The following is a 19,392-nucleotide window of genomic DNA, read 5'->3' on the forward strand; positions in this document are numbered from 1 at the left end:
AGCCTTTTAAAAGACAGAAAATCAGAACAAGAAATAAGCACCTCATGTTTAAAAGCATCAATCATCCCTCAGCTCATTATAGAAAGTGGATCTCATATAATCAGGGATAAGACTAGGCGCAACGATTGGTGTTGCTATTGCAACATTTGCCGCATTAATACCCTCTCCAAGCCAATATGAGAACCCATCTCTGCCAATGGCGGTGCCATTGGGGTTATAGTGATACCAGTGATTAAGTGAATCATGAGTTCCAGCAAATCCCTCAACCATATAGTCGAAGAAGCCTCCAGGAGAATAAGAAAGTTTATCACTAAAGATAATCCCTTGACCGCCCTGATGACCACCCAGTGGGCTTACCTTCAAACCTCGATGAGCGTAATACTTAGCAAGCGCTTTTTTAGCATCTCCTGTTCTTTCATAAATATCAGCTGCACCAGACTCCTTCCAATACTTATCAACTATTCTTCCTCCTCCAAGTTTACCTTTTAGACCTCTAAATCCGGGACTATCACCAACTTGTCCAGGAGTACCCTTAGAGTGTTTCAGTTGATACTCCCTAAGCTTCACATTTGTATATGTCGCCAATGACACTGCTAGACCAAACTTAAGCCCATCCTTGAACTCACCTCCACTTATTTCTGCACCGAGCCCCATGCCTACCCCGTCAGCAGCTATTCGGGTTATGCTATAAGTGTCTCCGAAATGGCCCGCTATACCGCCAGTGATCGCTCCAGCAAATGCTCCCCTGAAACCAGCCTTTAATGCATCAGATCCACTAGCACCACTAAAGGCAGCCGCTGACACTCCGGCGGCAAATCCAGCTGCCGCACCTCCAACGGCACCAGCTACTATTGATCCAAAGGCTGAGCTAGCAAATATAGAACCAGCAGTTGCGCTAGCCGCCAGGTTAGTCATTACTCCAGCAGCCCATGCACTGGCTGCACCATAGGTAAAAACTGAAATGACCACAACCGCAACTATTTTTAATGCATCCTTCAGCTTAAAGTACCCTGTTGGATCAGTGTACTTAAGTGGATTATTACCGACATAGCTATATCGGTTATAGCCCTGTGTATTCGTCACACCATCAATGAAAGGGTCAGCTTGAAGGAATCGTCCAAGACGGGGATCATAAATCCGCCCATTCATATGAATCAGGCCTACTTGATCCAACATCTCATGACCCGTGTAGCCACGAGTGGTGATGCGGGTATCAAACACGCTTAGTTCTGCGCTGAGTAAAGCTTCCCAGTTCAGTGCATTGCGGCGCTGGCCCCAGGCGTCAAAACTGTAAATGGCTTGACCATCGTTGGCAATCCGCCCAGAGCTATCGGTGACTACATCCAGCGAGCCCAAATGGTCTTTGTGCAGGTACTGGGTAGTGCGGACTTGAGTCTCACTATCGTCATTACTGCTCGATAAAGTAATTAAGGCCCCGCCAGGCAGGTAGCGCTTGATCTCAATTACACCACTTTTTGTAATTTTCTCGACATTGCCGATAGTACGGGTTTCGGTAACCGCACCATTTTTATCAGTATCAATGCGCAGGTAGCGCATACGATCCGGGCCGTATTTGAACTCGGTCTTATGGCCATCCTTTTTAATTTCAATAGGCTTATCAAAGGTGGAGTACTCAAGGGTTCTTCCACTACTGTCTTCAAGCATATTGCCATTATGATCATATTGGTAGCTAACCGTACTACCACCTTCATCGATAGTTTCACAGACAGCATGGGGGCCGTAGCCTGAATCGCACTGACTGCCGTAGCGATATTCCCCCACATCCGATTTGTAGGTGATATTACCAAGGTCATCATAGTCGATAATCTGTGCTTCGCTTCCGGTAACCTGTGCACTGGTCATACGATTTAATTCGTCATAGACGAAATCTTCGTGCAGGTTTTTATCACCACTATGTTCTTTACGGTTTTTGAGATTTCCAAGATTATCCCATTCATATCTGAGATCCTGGATATCGCCGATACCCAACACACTAGCCACTTTCCCTAAAAGGCGGCCAGTCGCGGGATCGTAGTCTTTTATCGTTGTGACGCCATTACCATTGAGATGCTCGGTAACATTGCCGCGAGCATCCATCTTAAGCACGGTATAGAACCGTTCCGCACTAGCAAGGTTGCGTTGCTCTGCATCAACAACCTGATGAAGGTAACCGTATTGATTGTAGTGATGGCGAATAGCACTACTTTCCCAGTTACCGCTACCACCAGCATCGAAAATCTGAAAAGGCCGCGAGAATTGGTCGTAAGTAGTTTTCTCGTAGTGATCATCACCGCTCTCCACAGAGAAGCTTGTCAGCGTTTCGCTAGGACGGCCGTATAAATCATAACCATACAATTGGCTGTAGCTATCACTATTGTCGGTTTCAACTTCCTCCACTCGAATGAGGGCAGTCGGGGGAACACCGCCCTCATTTGTGGCGGAGTCATTGTTAAAATACCAAACTGTGGTTTTCACCAACGTATTATTATGATCGAAATCAGTGCGCGATTGCAGGCGACCGAGTTGGTCATAAGTATTTTCAATAACTTGGCCATTGGCATCCGTTTGCCGTATTAATTCACCATAGCCATTGTAATCGTATTGCCAAATACCTTTATCCGGGTCGGACATACTTTCTTTGCGGCCGAACAAGTCATAGGTCATTTTGGTTATCAGGTTGCGGCTCCCATCGCCTCTATTAATCACTTGCAGTAATTGGCCTTCTGCATCGTAGATAAATTCAAGGGTATTATTGGCATTGTCCTGAACATGTACCTTCTCACCAAGCACATTGTTGGTTTCTACCTGACGTTGTCCCTTAGGATTAATTGAGGTGATAGTAGTGCCTTGATATTCCAGCGTAAGGTCCCAACGTGTACCTCCACTATTACTGATACCTGGTAGGTCGGTACCAATCACACGGCCGAGACGGTCATAATTGTAAGTAGTCCAGTAGCGGGGAGCACCTGTACTATAGGGCTCGGATTGGTGTTTTACCCGGCCCACATCATCGTATTCAATGTCGACATAATTCCAGCTCCCATCAAAGGCCCGGCCGGATTTACGCACCTCTCGAGCAAGTCGGTCAAAACAGATTAATGTTTCGCTGCCACCACCACTATAGTTATGCTGCTGGATACTGGCTCCATCGGGGCAAAGGGCTCCAGCAGGAGCCAAAAGGCTACTGCTCTGGGCGCCTATAACACTGTAGCTATACACCTGCCGCCCAAAGGCATCATAATTGATTTGGCTAACCACGCCGGCACTATCGATTATCTCGGTTGGCTGCCCAGCGGCGTTGCGCTGGACCACCTGACTGAGAACCTGATCGTAGCCATTTACCTCTTCATCGACAAAGCGGCCGCTGTCATCATAAATCCAATGTTGACTGCGGGGGAGTTCGTTAGGGGTGGATTGCTCGGCAAAAATTTTGTTGCCGAAGTGATCGTAATCGTACCAAGTAGCGAGCTGATGTTGATCTCCAGGCTCCAGGGTTTCCTGCTGGAGCAAACCTGCCTCATAGCCACTGTCATAGTATGTGAAAGTACTCTTGCGTGTTGCTTGGTAAGATTGCCCAGCCTCGGTGCGACTGTGAGTTACGGTCGAACTGACTAAACGCCCCAGCTCCGCATAACCATTGAAAGTGTGTTGCGAATTTTGGAAGCTGACGCGGCCACTCCCATAATCATTTATGGTTTCGGTACTAAAGCGATCGCCACTCGGTGCAGTAGTGACCGCAAGAATACTAGTGGGGTTACCATGCTCATCCTGTTCGGTAGTAGTGGTAATTGTCTTCAGCAAGTTACCTTGAGTTTGTCCATTATCAACATAGCTGTATGACTTCTCTACGTTGTTAGCGAGAAAGGGTTTTAGCGGTCCCAAATTTGCAGTGCCACTCAGCGCAGTTACTGGGAAGTCTGGCTCCCATCCTTGCAACGCCCAAGTGCTATCGGATTCACTTAAAAGCATGCCCTCAGCTGTGAGGGTCTCTGTACGCCGCGGATAACTCAGGAAGGGAAAGTCCTGACGATAGTAGGTGGTAGTTTTAATTCCACTCTGCTCGTCTATAGTGCGCAGACTGGCAAAGCCCAATAGCCCACGACCTCCTGCCTGCAAACGCGCACGACCATAAAAATAGCTAATGGCGCTGGTAGCTTCAGGATCAACGCCCCCAGCAGTCTCACTTTTCGTGGCCGGCGCACTACTTTCCACTCTAGTTACTAAAAATTGAGAGCCAACCACCTCTAATAAGGGGCCAAATTTTCCGAGCGTATGGTATCCCTGTAAATCACCATTGATCTCTCGATAAAAGTCACCGATGGAACTCATCTTATATTTTGTACACCAGCTTTTTGTAGCCTCGGTGTCCCCATTGGCGCAGTGAGTATCAAGCACTGCATCAATATCCAGGCGTGCATAGTGACTAGAAGTAACGCTAGAGCCAAACAAGATATTGGTTTCAGCACCTAAACCATTGGTGATTTTCTCAATCACATTAGGAATTACTTGATGGTCCGCAGCATGGTAAACACGAAGATAATCGTCTGCGAATTCCATCCAGTCTGTCATGCCATCACTATTCATATCGAGAAACAGGTTATAGCTTTCTTTGCGAGTAGTCTTAAACCCTTCCTCTACAGCATAAGCTTGCTGGTCACTTTGCCAGCGGCGCAGTCTTAACTCATCTGACGTACTTCCACCTTCTAAGCGCCAAACAAGATCTACATCCCCATCACCTTCGTAATCAAACCAGCTGGGCTGGGCATCTTCTGGAAAGTTGCCTAAATCTATAGGATCACTTAACTCTGCCCCCTTATTTAACCAGTAGCGATAGTTGACCTCTCCGCTTTTATCATGCTGTACCAAATCCACCAGCCCATCGCTATTGATATCGACAGCCTGTAATTTACGGTGAAGATGCTCATGGCGCTCCAGGGGTGTTGCGTCTCTGTCATCGCTATCACTTTTAAATCCATCTTCTTGTATATCATCCATCACCCGCCGACCGAGAATCAGTTGATCTCCATGAACCTTGGCAATGTAGGCCCGGGTTTGCTGGGTCTGTAAACCTCCCGTTCCCTCCCAGGTCTGCTTGGTGTGCATTAAAATCAAGTCGACCTGGCCATCGCCGTCAAAATCTCCGATCACATCCGGGCTCAAGTAAAGCGCAGTGGACTCATCGCTCCCTAAAGAAAAGGGTTCTAGTGCGGGCATCTGCCAGGGTTGCTCGGAGCCAAAATGATAGTAGCTATCAGAGGCTGTAGACTCCCCGGAATGCTCTAACAGGCGGTAGCCAGATGAGGTTACGGCATCGACCAAGCCATCGCCGTTAATGTCCATAAAGCGCGCGTCTTTCTCACTGAGAATCGCTTTGGGCACCGCAGACAGCTGCCACTCACCAGCGCTTGCACTGTAAATAGATTGGTGCAGCATCCACTGGCCACCATATTTACCCTGCCGGTGAAAGATGGCTATATCAGCGCGACCGTCGGCGTTGTAGTCCAACACCTCCCATCTATAAGGACTGCGTGAGCTGCCACCGTACCTAAACACTTGCTGTTCAGGACCAAATCCTTGCTCTTCCGCCAACACATATTTGACATAGTGATCGTGGATCTTGCCATCGTCATCCCAGTCAACCTCCAACCAAGCAATATCCATACGCCCATCGCCATTGATATCCGCAGGTCGCGGTGCAACAGCCACTCTATCACTCTGGTGACTCAGCCTAACGGTGTCAACCAAATAGGAAGATGTAAAAATTGCCGGCAATCGCCATTCAAATACAGTGTCAGGATGGCAAACAGTGCCGACGCACTCCCGCAGACGTTCGACACGGCTCAATGTATCCCCGTCATAATCGGTTTGCAGGTAGTCCAGCTCATAGCGTTGTAGCGCGGTATTTTGTGTACCTTTTACTTGGATAGCATGTAAACGTTGACTGATTGTTAGGGGCGCTCCAGCAACATAGCCACTGATCACATCTTCGCGTGTCTCATAGTCAAAGGCGACTGAAGCTGCGGGAGTGCTACCACTACCGTAGGCGTAATGGACCTCGCGGATACGGTGGCCGCCATCGAGGTCATAAAAGAAATCAATAGGGTTGCCAGCACTGTCTTCTATGCGGCTCACCGCCCAATTCAGGGTGCCATACCCATCAAAAGTATGAGTAGAATTATTACTCAGGGTATCCCGGCCATAGTAGCTAATAGAGCCATCTTTGCGCTCAACGGTAAAGTAAGCCGGCTTACCCACGCTGCCGCCGTGGGCTGTGATTAGGTTATAGCTGTCAATTTCAGTGCGATATTGACTGCCTGGCGCGCCATAATTGCCCTCATTTACTAGCAGCAGGCGTTGGCCATCAAGACAAAAACGATCTTCAGCCCCCCAGGTAATCGAACTATTGTCACCGTCCTGCCCTAGGGTCTGACGGCAGCGGGAAATACTAGATAGACCACCCAGTTGCCAGCCGTGCCCAAGCAAACCGTTGCCTCTTTGACTGGAGTAATTAAGCGAGAATTGCGGAGCTACACCAGCAGTGCCCGCAGGCAGACTTAACGGAATTGAATAGGTAGCAGCCCCTGATTCACTGACCCTAAACTCTCCTGGCAGAGTACCGGTCTCAGCAGAAATCGCCACTGCCTCAGGCTCTGGCAGTATAGGAGCGGAAGGTTCCGGGGGCGTTTCTACGATGCCGTTATAACAACCATTGATGCATGGGCTGGTACGACTGGTGAAGGCTTCAAGATTACTATGCCCATCTTTATCGGGATCATCCTCTGCGCCGTAGGAAGTATTACCAAGAAATAGGATCTCCCACCAGTCGGGAAGGCCGTCACCATCACAATCTCGAGTATATATGTCACCCTCATCACAAGTAGTAACCGCCCAACTGTAGTCCAGCTCATACAAATACTTAAAGCTTTGGCGGAGCACAGCATTTGTAGTGAGAACATATTCCTCCGACTGCGCAAAAAGTGCCGCAGCGTGAGCAAGAGATAGCTGCTCCGCAGTCAAAATTAATGCCTCACGGGTGTAGCTGCGCCCTCCCCAAGTTAAATCTGGCTGCCCCTGCTCGGGAAACAACCGCTGATACAGAGCGTCGACAAAAGCCTCTGCTCTCGCCGTCGGGTCGGAAATATTAAAAACATCGGAAAAATTCGCTTGACCGCTATCAGAGGCTAAAAAGGCTTCAGCAATTCCTTGCTCTGTGGTATTGCCTCCTATTAACTGAAAAGTCCAAAATGTAAGAATCTTTCGCTGAAAGGGCAACTCGGGTTGCAATAAGCTACGAAAGAGACGCGCCACAGAAAGAAACTCAGGCTCCCTTGATGGATCTGGCTGCCAGTTACCAATATCCTCCCAAAGGGATGGATCGCCAACGCTTTCCCAAACTAGTTTTCCAGGACCTTCATTGTCCCGGGTAAGAGCATAAATCTGTTCACTCTCAACTGTAGAAAAATAAAGTGTATTGTTACCAGCTAAAACAGGTTCTTTAGCGATGCCACCACTAACAGGATAGGTCCATTTTATTCGCTCTTGTTCACTATCTGCTGTCGCGTTGACGGCATAAAGTATTCCTCCTTGCCCCTCTATATTTTCTTCCGCATCATCTTCAGTTGCACCAATAATGGTACCAAAATAGAGAATTCTCTGTTCATCTTGTACCGCCTGCGAAACCACTTTACCTCTAGTAGGCAGACGCCATTTTTCGATGGCATTGGGGGCTACTGCATAGAAATTTTCATCCAGGGCGCCTACATAAATCGTACCATCCACACTATCGATACTCGGGGTAGCACGGATAATGCCTCCAGCGACAAAAGGCCACCCCAGCTCTTGCACATTGCTTCCATCATTTTCTTTCAATGCATGAAGTTGATTGCCCGCACCAACATAAATAGTGCCATTGGGACCTATGGCAGGTGAGGAACTGGTTTCGCCAATAATCTCTGTTGCCCGGTCACCATAGGCAGTAATACCACCAAGAGTACCATTTGGATTGGTAACTGTTACTCGTATTCCAAGTTCGAACAGCTGTTGATACAGCGGGCTAGTGGTAGAAATAAAAAGTTGCAGACTTCGGGTTGAAATGAAATCGAGTGCGCTGTCAGCAGCGCTAAAAGTCTGGTGTATATTTTGATCTGCCACGCCGGTCAATGTAAGAGACAAGTTCGGATCCAGCCCCAAGCCAGAAAATTCAATGCACCCGCCATCACACGATAAGCTTGCCATTGTAAGCACAGGGGACAAAACAGAAACCGAAATATGATTACTCGGCTCGCTGCATATTTGTTCATCATCTATAGCGCATGCAAGTACTCGATAGGCATATTCACTCGTATCTCTATTTTCTATCTTAGAATTAGTTTCTGTTCCTTGCTCGATTAGCTGCCAAGGCTCCAGAGATTCCAGCCCACCAGGTTTTTCCTGCAACTTATAAAGCACCTCCCCAGTACTAACTGGGCTCCAGCTTAAGGTATAACTGCCGGTAAACTCCGGTGTGGGATCATCAGTATCAGGATATGGGCGAGCAGACAATCCCTGGGGGGCCACTAGGGTTTCTACTGTAATAGTAATGTCATCGCTGGGTTCACTACACCCGGCAAGATTACAGGCAAAAACTTGATATCGGTATTCCCCCGGGATTTGATTGGACAGGTAGAGGCCTTCTACTTCAGTCGATGCCAGCGATTGAAACACTGAGCCATCGATACTCTGTTCAACTTGGTATTCATCTGTTCCTGCACTAAGAGCCCAGGCAAGAGCATAATTACCGGTGTGATTGATTTCTGGCTCGGACTCTCCGTCAATTTTCAAACTGGCCGGAGCTGCCGGTACTGTGACCGGGGTTACACTGAGTGCATGAGTATTAGATACATGACTCAACCCCTTGTTATCGATAACTTCAACGGACAAAATGAAGTTACCTGAATTCTGGGGAGCCCATGTTAACTCGTAAACTCCATCATTTTCTGTACCACTCCCAATAGAGCTGCCGCTGAGTAGGAATTTTACCGAGGCAAGCGTGCCATCCGTGTCTTCCGCTTCTGCACGTAAAATGACAGAACTGTATTGCGCAATCTCGTTCGGTGGGTTCAATAGCCGGCCACTAGGAGGACTATTCGGATCTATGGTTATGGTCGCCTTTTGCCCTGAAAGCGAACTCGACGCCCCTAAATTATCAGTCGCTGTTGCCCAAACCTCTACCTGTGCGACCTCATTCGGTGTCCAATTGACCGGCGTCCAATTAAGACGATAACAGTTCTGACATTGCTGGGAATCTTTTGTAGCTGTGCCTAGTGGCCGTGTCCCATTATCACTATCCTCAAAAAACTCAACTTTTTGAATTAATCCATCAGAATCCGTCGCCTCGACATAAAGAGTTTTTTCTACCTCTACTTCTGGATTAAAAGCATCCCCATGAGGGCCACCATTCAGCCAGTTGATAGTTGGGGATTGATTCGGATTGACCGTAGCGGATTTTTCTACCGATAGGGGACTACACTCTAGGCTGTTACAGGCTTGAAGCTGATAATAATAAGCTCCCACGGGTTTAGTGGGTGGTGTATAGGTGTTTACCAGAGATGGACTATTCCACTCTTTTAGAAGAGCGCTGGTCGTAGTTGAGGTTCTTTCGAAGAGGCGTATCTTGGTGGCATTACTGGGATTACTCCAGCGCAAGGTGTAATCCCCACCCTCAACAACATTGTTGGGCGTAATAGTAAATGAATTTGGGGCAGTTATAGGGTTACCTACTGTGACAGTTTTGCTTTCTACAAGATGCCCCACTGTCCTTGAACACTTGACACCAAGCCCCCCGCAATTCTCACCTTCAGGCTGCACCCGAAGAACCCTGTATTCAAACCGCCAAGAACCAATCTTATCTACATTTAGGGTATAATTTGCATCACTAGGCCCAAGGAAGGGGGACGTTTCAAAAATTTCTTGGAATTGGTCATTATGATAAATCTCCACTGAGGACCATTTAAAACCACAAGTTGATCTTAAATCGCAGCTATTAAATTGTGTCGCAGCCCCTTTGCCTCCCCATATAGAACACCCTCCACTAGAGCATCCGTCATACCAAACCGTTTTAATATCTATTCGACCATCCGTACTATGTGTCGGTGCCACCGTTAGGTAATCTGCAAATGCAAATTGTGCACCCAGTACCAGATTTAGTAATAACAAGGCCTTTAAAAGGTTGATAGATCCTTGTATAAAACCTGAAAGTCTAGTCATAATATTAATTCTTGTATTTATTGTACTTATTAAACTAAGCACAACCTTAGGCATATATATACGAAAAAATACTTAATGGTTAGCCAATTAATATAGAAAAGCTAACCAGACTCTATTGTTAATACTTAACTTTCTGTTTGCAGATCACGCTGCCAGAGCAATGTTGGTAATTCCAGCTCCGGTTCTGACGGATCTTGTGCTGGGATATTTTTCGGCACTATTACCACCGGACCATCTGGTATTGCAATCACTATAATCGGTACAGCTTTTGGTTCCGGTTCAGTTCTAAGAGCAAAAACGCGGTGGTTAGTACTATGAATGTAGAGTACCGTGCCATCTTCACTCAGTGTGGGGGAAGCGTTTACAGTTTCACCATCAGGCAGTTTGTACCTCCATAGTTCATTGCCACTGGCATTATCTAAAGCGAGGACAGTGCCATCATAGGTAACCGCATAAAGTATACCGCTGTCAGTATTAATAATGGGACTCGCTATCACACCACTTGTGGTACCTATTTCCCACATGACGGATTTATCAGGCTTCAATGCAAGAACTCGCCCCCCCTCAGGACTATTAGCACCAACAAAAATAATATTTCCTAGAACCGCAGCTTGATTCATCACCACTCCTGCATCTTCCAAGGTCCAAGACATATCTCCCTCAGCAGAAAATTGATAGTAATTCCCATCAAAACTGCCTTGATAAACACTGCCGTCATTCACAGCAGTGAGTGAAGCACTAATTGAATCAGGATTTTGCTGCATTTTCTGAAGAGCTTTTAGAGGCTGTGCTTTCTGAGCCTGCTGTAAAGAACTGGCTTCGCTATTTGACGATGATAATTCCCACTGATTAATAGGCTTTTCTGAAGCCAAGGTAACTACTATCTCTGCAGTTTCTATTCCAGAAGGGCCATTAGCGATCAAGGTGTAAGTTGTCGTATTAGTAGGGGAAACCCGCACAAGTCCCTCTGCTTGAAGATCCTCAAGCCGGGTGCCATCACTGTTGTCGATCAAAGTCACTTTGGTCGCACCGGGTACAGACCAGCTAATTCCTACTGGTTCTCCAGGCCGAAACAATTTATTAGGCAACGCAGAGAACGCTTGTATTTCAAACTTTGCATCACCCTTCAGTCCCGGCAATGACGTATCTGTTATCCGCTTCATTTCTGAGGCATGAATTGCGAAAGAAAGCTGCCAACACAACAGAATGGATAACAGAACCCGAAAAAAGTGTAACTGCCAAAATAAGAATCGACATAACAACAACCCCAAATATCTAGGGGAAATAAAAAACAGAGATAGGGACATGTTCTGCATCTCATATATAAGCAGGGCACTGACATCAGAACTATAATGATCAGCAGTTATTCTTTACCAAGATACCAATACAGTAACGCTTGGTCATTTACAAACCTACTCACCAAGCCTCTCACGCGAACAAAGGGAACAAAGGGAACAGCAAAAAATATCAAATTTTATAAATCGTTAATTCTAACCAGGCAAAATGTAAAATCAATTCATAGGTATATTTTCACGCCAAAATTTTATCAAATAAGAAATAAAATTTAACTCTAGATAATGCGACAACAGGAACATTCGTACAATTTAAACATGCACGATTAACTTTCAAGCACCAAAAAGTAATTAAGAAAACACTATACGTACCCCAAAAATATAGGTTCACAAATATTAAAAAAGCAATAGTTATTTAAAGAACCAATCAATGTTGGTTCAGGATACTTACTCCAACACCAATCATTAGTTCACACCCACTTTAAAAGCAAAATATTACTATCTTTCACTTTATTTTTAACATAGATTACAGAATATTATTTTCAGCTTTTAATCTTCTTGGTTTCGGATAATAAGTGCAATTGGTAAGGGAGCACCAAGCTGGTAGAGTCAGCACCTCTCCCAACCAAGAGAAAGACATTGATGAGCTATTATCAACAACTGGGCGAGAACGAACGATACCAGATTTACAGCCTAAGAAAATCCGGACATTCCCAGAAATCAATAGCAAAATTGCTAGAGAGACATTCCTCGACAATCAGCCGAGAGCTGCGACGCAATACAGGCTTGCAAGAATATCACCCAGGGCCAACACATAAGCTTGCAGAGCTAAGACGCTAGCAAACGTATAAGGCACAGGAAGTGACTGATGCGTGTGGCAACAAATAGACACCCTAACTCGAAAAAAATTAGATCCTCAGCATACTGTAAGCTACTTAAAGAGAAGTACGGGTGTATCGTTACATCATGAGACGATCTACCAACTAATTTATTTAGATCAGACAAATAGTAGAGATTTATACAAGCATCTTAGGATTGCATCAAAGCCCTATCGAAAGCGCTACGGTAAGTATGATCGACGCGGAAAGATCAAAAACAGAGTGAGTATAGATGATCGACCAGCTGTTGTTGAACGGATGAATCGGACAGGTGACTGGGAAGGTGATACCTTTATAGGCAAGGGACATGGCGGAGCTTTACTGACTATGGTTGAACGCAAGACGTTATTTACTGTTATTGTTAGAAGCTGTTTCATAACTTGAAATCAGTTATTCTTATGGTCTCATGGAATGATAAGACCAGTAAGTGTGAGCAGATTTAAGTCAGAATTAACTAACGCTCAGTGGAAATTGATTGAGTCTTGCCTTCCCCAGCTAAAAGGTGGCCCAAAGCCCATCGACAACAGTGCTTGTTTTGATGGTATCTTGTGGATTTTGCGTTCAGAAGCACGATGGAAGGACCTCCCTTCATTTTACCCCTCGCCGAGTACTTGCTGGAGAAGGCTCCAGTTTTGGGAAGAGCAAGGCGCTTGGCTGGAGGCTTGACGAAAGTTTCTCGGACAGCTCGAGGTGCTAATTGAACTTGCGACGCTTCCAGATAACAATTGAAATGGTCGTAACTTAATCCGTTTGCTTCGCACTTCGGTTTTTAGCGAATTCAGAGCCGTTGATGATATATTAATATGCATATTGACCGGTTCTTTTCAAATTAACTGACAATGAGCCTGACCGGTGTGCATTTTGATCAAGTCCAACCGAAAAAATCTGAAGAGAAATTCTATTTGTAATCTAGATTTTTAATATGTTATCAGTGAAATTGCATCCAGTTCTGCGTCTGTCGAATACAGCAATACTGTGATCCTCTTTGCCGTCCTTTATAGATTTAAGCTTCACAACGCGAATTGTTCGTCTTAAGATTTGGCATAAAACAATTTCGTATATGTTTCAGTTTTTTCATTCAGAGAACCAACATAGTCAAAACTACGCAAGTCTGTGTCAAAATCAACCTTGCCTTCCTATTTCCTGGGGCAACCTGAGCCTTTGTAAGCTCCTTCATATAACCACAGTAAGTCTATATCTATTCGCAATTTCCAATAATGTGCGATCCTGTTAGAATTATGGCGAACACAAATTTCACCTTGCTATAGTAGGCATCTGCAGCAAGATATTTAATAGCAAGCACCAGAATCTCTGTCTCAACTTTGACAGTACGATCGGCATATAGCTCAATTAGAGATCGACCTTCTTCGTCTATTGCCTGCTGAACGTCCAAGGCATAGGTAGTATACGATGTCAGATCAGTGGTGCTGATCATGGAAATTTCTATACCCCTCTGCGATTCTCCGGCACTGCTGTTGCAATACCACCCCAGCCCTCCGTTTTTTGGCCTGAGCTACCGACAAAACTTGCCTTTATAGCAAGTACGCATTCCTGGCAGCGAGGAAACTCTCACATGAATAATCCTTTATTGAACTGGGCGAAATTAAAACCCCTATTAGATCAGCGGCGAAAGTACTTCTCACTGGTTGAGCTGTATCGCTCCATATTTAGATAGATTGCTTTCCCTTGGAAGGCCATCAATACAGAAAATAGTATGAGTTTGAATTTTCTTTGGGGCATTTGAATATTGGAAATACGAGCGAAAACAGCTTTTACCACGTCTTCCATGGGCAAGTATTGTTTTGATTTGATGTGTGAACCTTATTTCCTCACCCTCTTTCCGCGGCTCCTACAGATTTCGCTTCTTAAAACTGTTTTAAGAATTTAATGTTATGATCCACTAGAAACAATAAATCCAACTCTTCCTTATCGACAACCATTGCAGCAAGTCTGCACTCAACAATTGAGCAGAATTTCAGAGTTTCTTCCCTATAGTATAAGGACAGCTTCCCACCACCCTTCACTTGCATAGAGGACGAAAAACTAAATTGGCTCAGGAACCCCATACTAGGGGCAAACTGGGAGATCCTCTGAATAGAGGTTAATCAGGTACCAATGCATTGGGGTGTTCAGCCAGATAGATACCTGGCTCCACTTCCGTCAGCTCCAGTTATAGCTACCGCCGATTGGCCACCGCTCTAAGGCAGAGCCTGACTTCATTTTAAATAGATCTTTTCTTTGTACTACAAATTTCTGTGAAAACACTCAAGCAAAACCCCTTATTAACTTAATATCCAAATCAAGATGCTTGCAACACCATATAGCAGACCACCAGATAACGCAGACATTTCCCCATGGTAACCAGCAGTAAAAACCAAACTAATCGAACCCTTAATATACCAGCCATTACCGTAAGGGGATCACCAATAATAGGCACCCAGGAAAAAAACAGAGAGAATACCCCATATTTTTTAAATCTCTGTTCAGCCCTTACAAATTCCTCTTCAGACATTCTCAACCATTTCTTGATCACACCCAAGCTGGCCCAGTAGCCTAATGCATAATTGAGAAGAGAGCCCGCCACATTCCCAGTAGTGGCGACTATTATCAGGGCCCAAGGGGAGAGCCCCTGGAGCAATAGACCAGTCATTACAATTTCTGAGCTTAGCGGCAGAATGGTCGCTGCCAAGAATGCTGATACGAAAAGCCCCAAAAATCCAAACTCAAGAAAGTACCCCATAATAACGACTCATACCTAGCTAAACTCGGCATTCCTTCTATATATACTTATAATTGGGCCACTATAATCGAAAAAGGGGGACATCCCAACAGCCCGCCTCATCAGTGATAGCGATACTAGTCACAAGCCTCTACTTTTTATATTCACCCTTGTGAACGGGTTTTAGAATTCACAACTTCATGCAGGCTAATTTTGGCCCAAGTACAGGTCCGCTCACTTGAAGTAGAAATCAATGCCCCCGAAACTCTCAAACTGCTTTTCGATTTTGCCTTCGACAAGAGTTTCAAAATAGTTTTCCTGTCTATTTCTTTTGATTTATATCGCTGAATAATACCTGGTGAAATTGCGGAGCCATCCTCTGAATAGGCAAGGGTTGAAGTATAGTTGTGCTATTAATTTGCATAGAGCAAATAAGGTAATCTCATAATCATCAGAAGGAGTTATCCTGTGTCAGAGGATATAGTGGAAAGAAGTATTTACTGTCCTTATTGTGGCGAAATCATAAAAATACTGGTTGATTCATCGATTTTGCCTCAACAGTACACTGAGGACTGCCAAGTTTGCTGTAGACCTATCGTTTTCTCTGTGGAACTCGATTTAAATGGTGAGCTATCTGTCGCAGCTCATACTGAGGATGAAGCACTCTAAGTCGCATTGTCGCGCACAAATTCACTTCAAGTTGGCAAAAACCTCTATGGCCCGCTTCCGCCCAGCCCCCACGTCGCAAATCACTTGAGGATAGCCTTGAGTCGGCGGTGGATCGTGTATGGCTTTGTCGCTCAGCTCCTTTAGCTCAGGTACAAATTTTCGGATAAAATCTCCATTGGGATCAAAACGTTGCGACTGACTATAAGGATTAAATACACGAAAATAGGGTGCAGCATCAGTACCCGTGGAGGCAGTCCACTGCCAGCCCCCATTGTTGGAAGCAAAGTCTGCATCAATTAAGCGCTGCATAAAGTAGCGCTCACCCCAGCGCCAATCTATCAGCATATTTTTACTGAGAAATGAAGCTACTATCATACGCAATCGATTATGCATCCAGGCAGTCTCATTTAACTGTCGCATCGCTGCATCAACTATCGGAACCCCAGTCTCCCCCAAAGTCCAACGCTCAAACTGATCCTTATTGTAGGACCAGGGGATTTGGTCAGTTTCCTGCTTGAATGGCCTCCCTTTACTCAGACGGGGAAAGTCCACCAACAAATGGGTATAAAACTCCCGCCAGATTAATTCGCTAATCCAACAGGCCGCCCCATCATCTCCACCCAGCCAACGCCCCTCATTCATATCCAACGCCATTGCTATACATTGGCGAATCGAAACAGCACCACTATTTAGGTAAGGGGATAAGCAGGAGGTACTATCAAGTGCTGGAAAGTCTCTCTCTGCCTGATAAGCAGATATTTTTCCACCGAACTTCTTGAGCCGTTTCAGTGCCGCCTTTTCTCCTGCTTGCCAACCTTTAATCAGGCCTGCATCGTCGATCTTATCTATCGAGTATGTCGACAGTTGCGTTGGAATCTTTTGGCTCAATTTCTGCCCTTCAGATAAAGAAAGCCACTTTGGCCAATGTGCTTCATTTTCCCGGGTAGAAATTTTCCGAGGCTTAGGCAAGGTTTTTACTTCACTATCGGCACACAATTGAATCAGTGCACGCTTGAAGGGGGTAAACACCTTGTAGGGTTCCCCTCCGCCGGTTCTTACTGCTCCCGGTGGAAGCAGGGTGCGGTCACTATAGAATTGAACCTGGACCCCCTCATTTGTCAGTAAATCTTTTACTGCATTATCACGGCGCAACTCATTGAGTGGATATTCAGCATTCGCATAGAGAGCATTGATATTCAGGCGCTCAACTATTTGCTGAAGAACCCCTGGAACCTGAGCAAAAGTAGGAACTTCAACGAAGTACAGCGGTATATTGCGCTCCTCTAATCCATCTTGTAATTCACGCAAACAGGCGATACGAAAAGTCACCAGCGGATTGCCTTCATCCTGGCTCTGCCAGGTATCCGGACAGGCAATAAATACAGCAGCCACCTCCTTACATTGCACACTGGCTTGGTAAAGTGCTGAATTATCATTGAGGCGTAAGTCACTGCGTAGCCATACCAGGCCACGCGGCAAAGTCACTGGGCGGCTCATAGCTTTAAAGACTCCCGCAATTGTGTAACTGCACTCTCTGTATTTCCGGCAAGTACTTTTGTTAAAGGGAGTCGGTTCAGTTCAGTCAAAGCCAAACGCTGCACCTCAATAAAATCACCCGCAAGCCACAGAGGATCAGTCATCCCCTGAACAGCACTTGGTAGCTCACGTTCAAGAATATTTTTCGGCAGAGCCTTGTGGCTATAGCACAGTACTCCCTGAGCACCCAGTTTTTTGACTGTACTTCCAAGCTCCAATAATCCCGCAGGATAAGTCAGGGTAATGACCTCTATTCCCGCGGCAAGGAGTACCGCAATAAACATCTGTATAAATGCCTGTTGGCCCTGAATGCCAATTTCCAGTAAAAGAACACGGGGCTTCGCCTGGGACTTGTCTTTGTCCAGGTTTTTCCTGGCCATACCATTAGCCAGAAGTAGCTGTTCCTTTAACAGAGGCCAGAAAAATATCTGCGCTCCATGGGCTTCAGGTAGGCGAAATCGCTCAAGCCGCACATGCAAAGGTTTCAGCCAGTGCTCCAACAGCAAAGCGGCAGGGAATGAGGAAAACCATTGATCGAGACGGCGGCGCAGCTGGGGTTCTGCAAAGTCTCTGAGAAGACTGGAGGTTTCATCCAGCATAGCCTGCCAATTGTTTTTTCTATCGCTTGCAGTCGCTGGCAACCCCAATTTGTCCTGCTCTCGCGCTAACAAGTTTCGCACTTGACCAATGGAAACGCCCCTGGCGAGGCATTGCAGGACCTTTTCAATCTGCTCGACTTCCTCTTCACTATAAAGGCGATGCCCTTTGCTGGTGCGCATGGGTTTTAGTAAACCATAGCGGCGCTCCCAGGCCCGTAAGGTCACGGGGTGCACCCCGGTCCTCCGAGCTATCTCACGAATCGGAAAATAGTTTTTTTCAACAACTTCTGGGTCGGACATGACGCTCATTATCGAAATTCACATAAACCTAATTCAGCCGGCTCGGCAGCGAGCAAGACTTGGCTGTGGATAAAGTGGTGTGGGCTTCTCGGCAAGTAATGACGGAGCATAGTAAGCACCGCCGAAATCGGTTTATGCCCTTGCCGGTACTCCTCGATAAGCTGGGCTAATTCAGCCCGCTCTTCCCGGCTTAAATAGCCCTTTAAATGCCCCTGGCTGTGCATCAGTGCATTGGTTCGATCCTTGCGCGATGCATGTTGGGAGAGAATATCCATAATCCGCCCACGAATTTCATAAGCGAACTCTTCGGGGGTCACCGCACGAGAGTTGGAAACAAACTGCCCCAAGGCACGGGTCAGAGGCTGGCTATGGGCTAGCAAGAGGTACTTATAAGCGGTGTAAAACTCAATAACTTTAGCGGGTCGAGGATCCGGCGATACATAGCGATGCCAGGCATCGTAAGCAAATACTCGGGTTAAAAAGTTCTCGCGAATATCGCTGGCATTCAGTCGCCCTACTTCCTCCATAGGGAGGTGGGGGAAATTCTCTCTCACACGCGCAGCAAATAGACCTGCCGAATGCGCCAGTACACCGCGACCATCTTCTTTGTAATGGGGGGTAGTACGCACACCGCAGCTGGGAGACTTTTGCATCAGGATAAAACCGCGCAACTGCTCGACCTCCGGACTTATCTCGTCTGCGTAAGCTTCAAGATCCTCTGTCACATCGATATTGGTGTCATCGCGCCCAACTGCGCGCAGGCGATCACTGACAATCAGGTGAATTGGCGGGCGGGGCACTCCCAAGCCTATTGCCACTTCCGGGCAGTAAGCTTGCAGATCAAAGCAATTACCCAGCAGCTGAGTGCAGACTTTGCTGTGCTTATGGCTACCGTTATATCGAACTGGATCACCCACCGCACAGCGGCTGATACCAACGGGAATCTTATGCGGCAGGAATTGAATATTCATAGTCACAAGGTGAGCAGGTAATGGCCTACCTTTTTTATAGCCTGCCACTAAAACTTATACAAGCTCTGCCTTTGTATAAGTTTTTGAAAACCTCCTGCAAGGTAACCGTGGCTTGCGCAAATGCAAACCAAAGCTACAATGCAAAGCCGCGTTCATTCCGAGATTTAGCGCTGCGCGCACTCT

Annotated in this window: 9 protein-coding genes and 1 pseudogene; 3 read left to right on the top strand and 7 right to left on the bottom strand. The window is 46.2% G+C overall.

All coding sequences use genetic code 11. From position 1 onward, the window contains the following. Window positions 1-57: 57 nt before the first annotated feature. Together ACJJIN_RS14345 and ACJJIN_RS14350 are read right to left on the bottom strand one after the other, a co-directional pair. On the bottom strand, window positions 58-9,792 hold the full coding sequence (locus ACJJIN_RS14345; RefSeq protein ID WP_444895184.1) for an RHS repeat-associated core domain-containing protein: 9,735 nt from the start codon (window positions 9,790-9,792) through the stop codon (window positions 58-60). A gap of 578 nt (window positions 9,793-10,370) precedes the next feature. Beyond that, the gene (locus ACJJIN_RS14350; RefSeq protein ID WP_444895185.1) at window positions 10,371-11,408 is read right to left on the bottom strand and encodes a BamB-related PQQ repeat family beta-propellar protein; all 1,038 of its coding nucleotides are present in this window, start codon (window positions 11,406-11,408) and stop codon (window positions 10,371-10,373) included. 771 nt (window positions 11,409-12,179) lie between these two features. On the opposite strand from ACJJIN_RS14350, the pseudogene ACJJIN_RS14355 reads away from it, so the two are divergent. After that, window positions 12,180-12,781 (top strand): annotated as a pseudogene (locus ACJJIN_RS14355) (IS30 family transposase); the annotation flags it as partial. A gap of 45 nt (window positions 12,782-12,826) precedes the next feature. After that, the gene (locus ACJJIN_RS14360; RefSeq protein WP_444895186.1) at window positions 12,827-13,081 is read left to right on the top strand and encodes a transposase; all 255 of its coding nucleotides are present in this window, start codon (window positions 12,827-12,829) and stop codon (window positions 13,079-13,081) included. A 532-nt stretch (window positions 13,082-13,613) separates the two neighbouring features. On the opposite strand, the gene ACJJIN_RS14365 is transcribed toward ACJJIN_RS14360, so the two are convergent. Beyond that, window positions 13,614-13,850, bottom strand: a complete 237-nt coding sequence (locus ACJJIN_RS14365) for a hypothetical protein (RefSeq protein WP_444895187.1) — start codon at window positions 13,848-13,850, stop codon at window positions 13,614-13,616. 864 nt (window positions 13,851-14,714) lie between these two features. Next, window positions 14,715-15,155 (bottom strand): YqaA family protein, encoded by a 441-nt coding sequence (locus ACJJIN_RS14370; RefSeq protein WP_444895188.1) that lies wholly within the window; start codon window positions 15,153-15,155, stop codon window positions 14,715-14,717. A 462-nt stretch (window positions 15,156-15,617) separates the two neighbouring features. On the opposite strand from ACJJIN_RS14370, the gene ACJJIN_RS14375 reads away from it, so the two are divergent. After that, entirely contained in the window at window positions 15,618-15,803 is a 186-nt protein-coding gene (locus ACJJIN_RS14375; protein ID WP_444898260.1) for a CPXCG motif-containing cysteine-rich protein, read from the top strand. A 21-nt stretch (window positions 15,804-15,824) separates the two neighbouring features. Here ACJJIN_RS14375 and ACJJIN_RS14380 read toward each other — a convergent pair whose 3' ends face one another. Genes ACJJIN_RS14380 through ACJJIN_RS14390 form a run of 3 tightly spaced genes read right to left on the bottom strand, consistent with a single transcriptional unit; the run spans window position 15,825 to window position 19,209 of the window. Further along, a complete protein-coding gene (locus tag ACJJIN_RS14380) occupies window positions 15,825-17,300 on the bottom strand; it encodes a cryptochrome/photolyase family protein (protein ID WP_444895189.1) in 1,476 nt (491 codons plus the stop codon). After that, window positions 17,297-18,238 carry a MerR family transcriptional regulator gene (locus ACJJIN_RS14385; protein WP_444895190.1) on the bottom strand — a complete coding sequence of 314 codons (942 nt, stop codon included), beginning with the start codon at window positions 18,236-18,238 and terminating at the stop codon, window positions 17,297-17,299. The genes ACJJIN_RS14380 and ACJJIN_RS14385 overlap by 4 nt, the downstream gene beginning before the upstream one ends. Window positions 18,239-18,246: 8 nt before the next feature. After that, window positions 18,247-19,209 carry a YbgA family protein gene (locus ACJJIN_RS14390; RefSeq protein WP_108731802.1) on the bottom strand — a complete coding sequence of 321 codons (963 nt, stop codon included), beginning with the start codon at window positions 19,207-19,209 and terminating at the stop codon, window positions 18,247-18,249. Between the last annotated feature and the right edge of the window lie 183 nt (window positions 19,210-19,392).

The sequence above is a fragment of the Microbulbifer maximicatervae (SeqCode) genome (assembly GCF_052467505.1).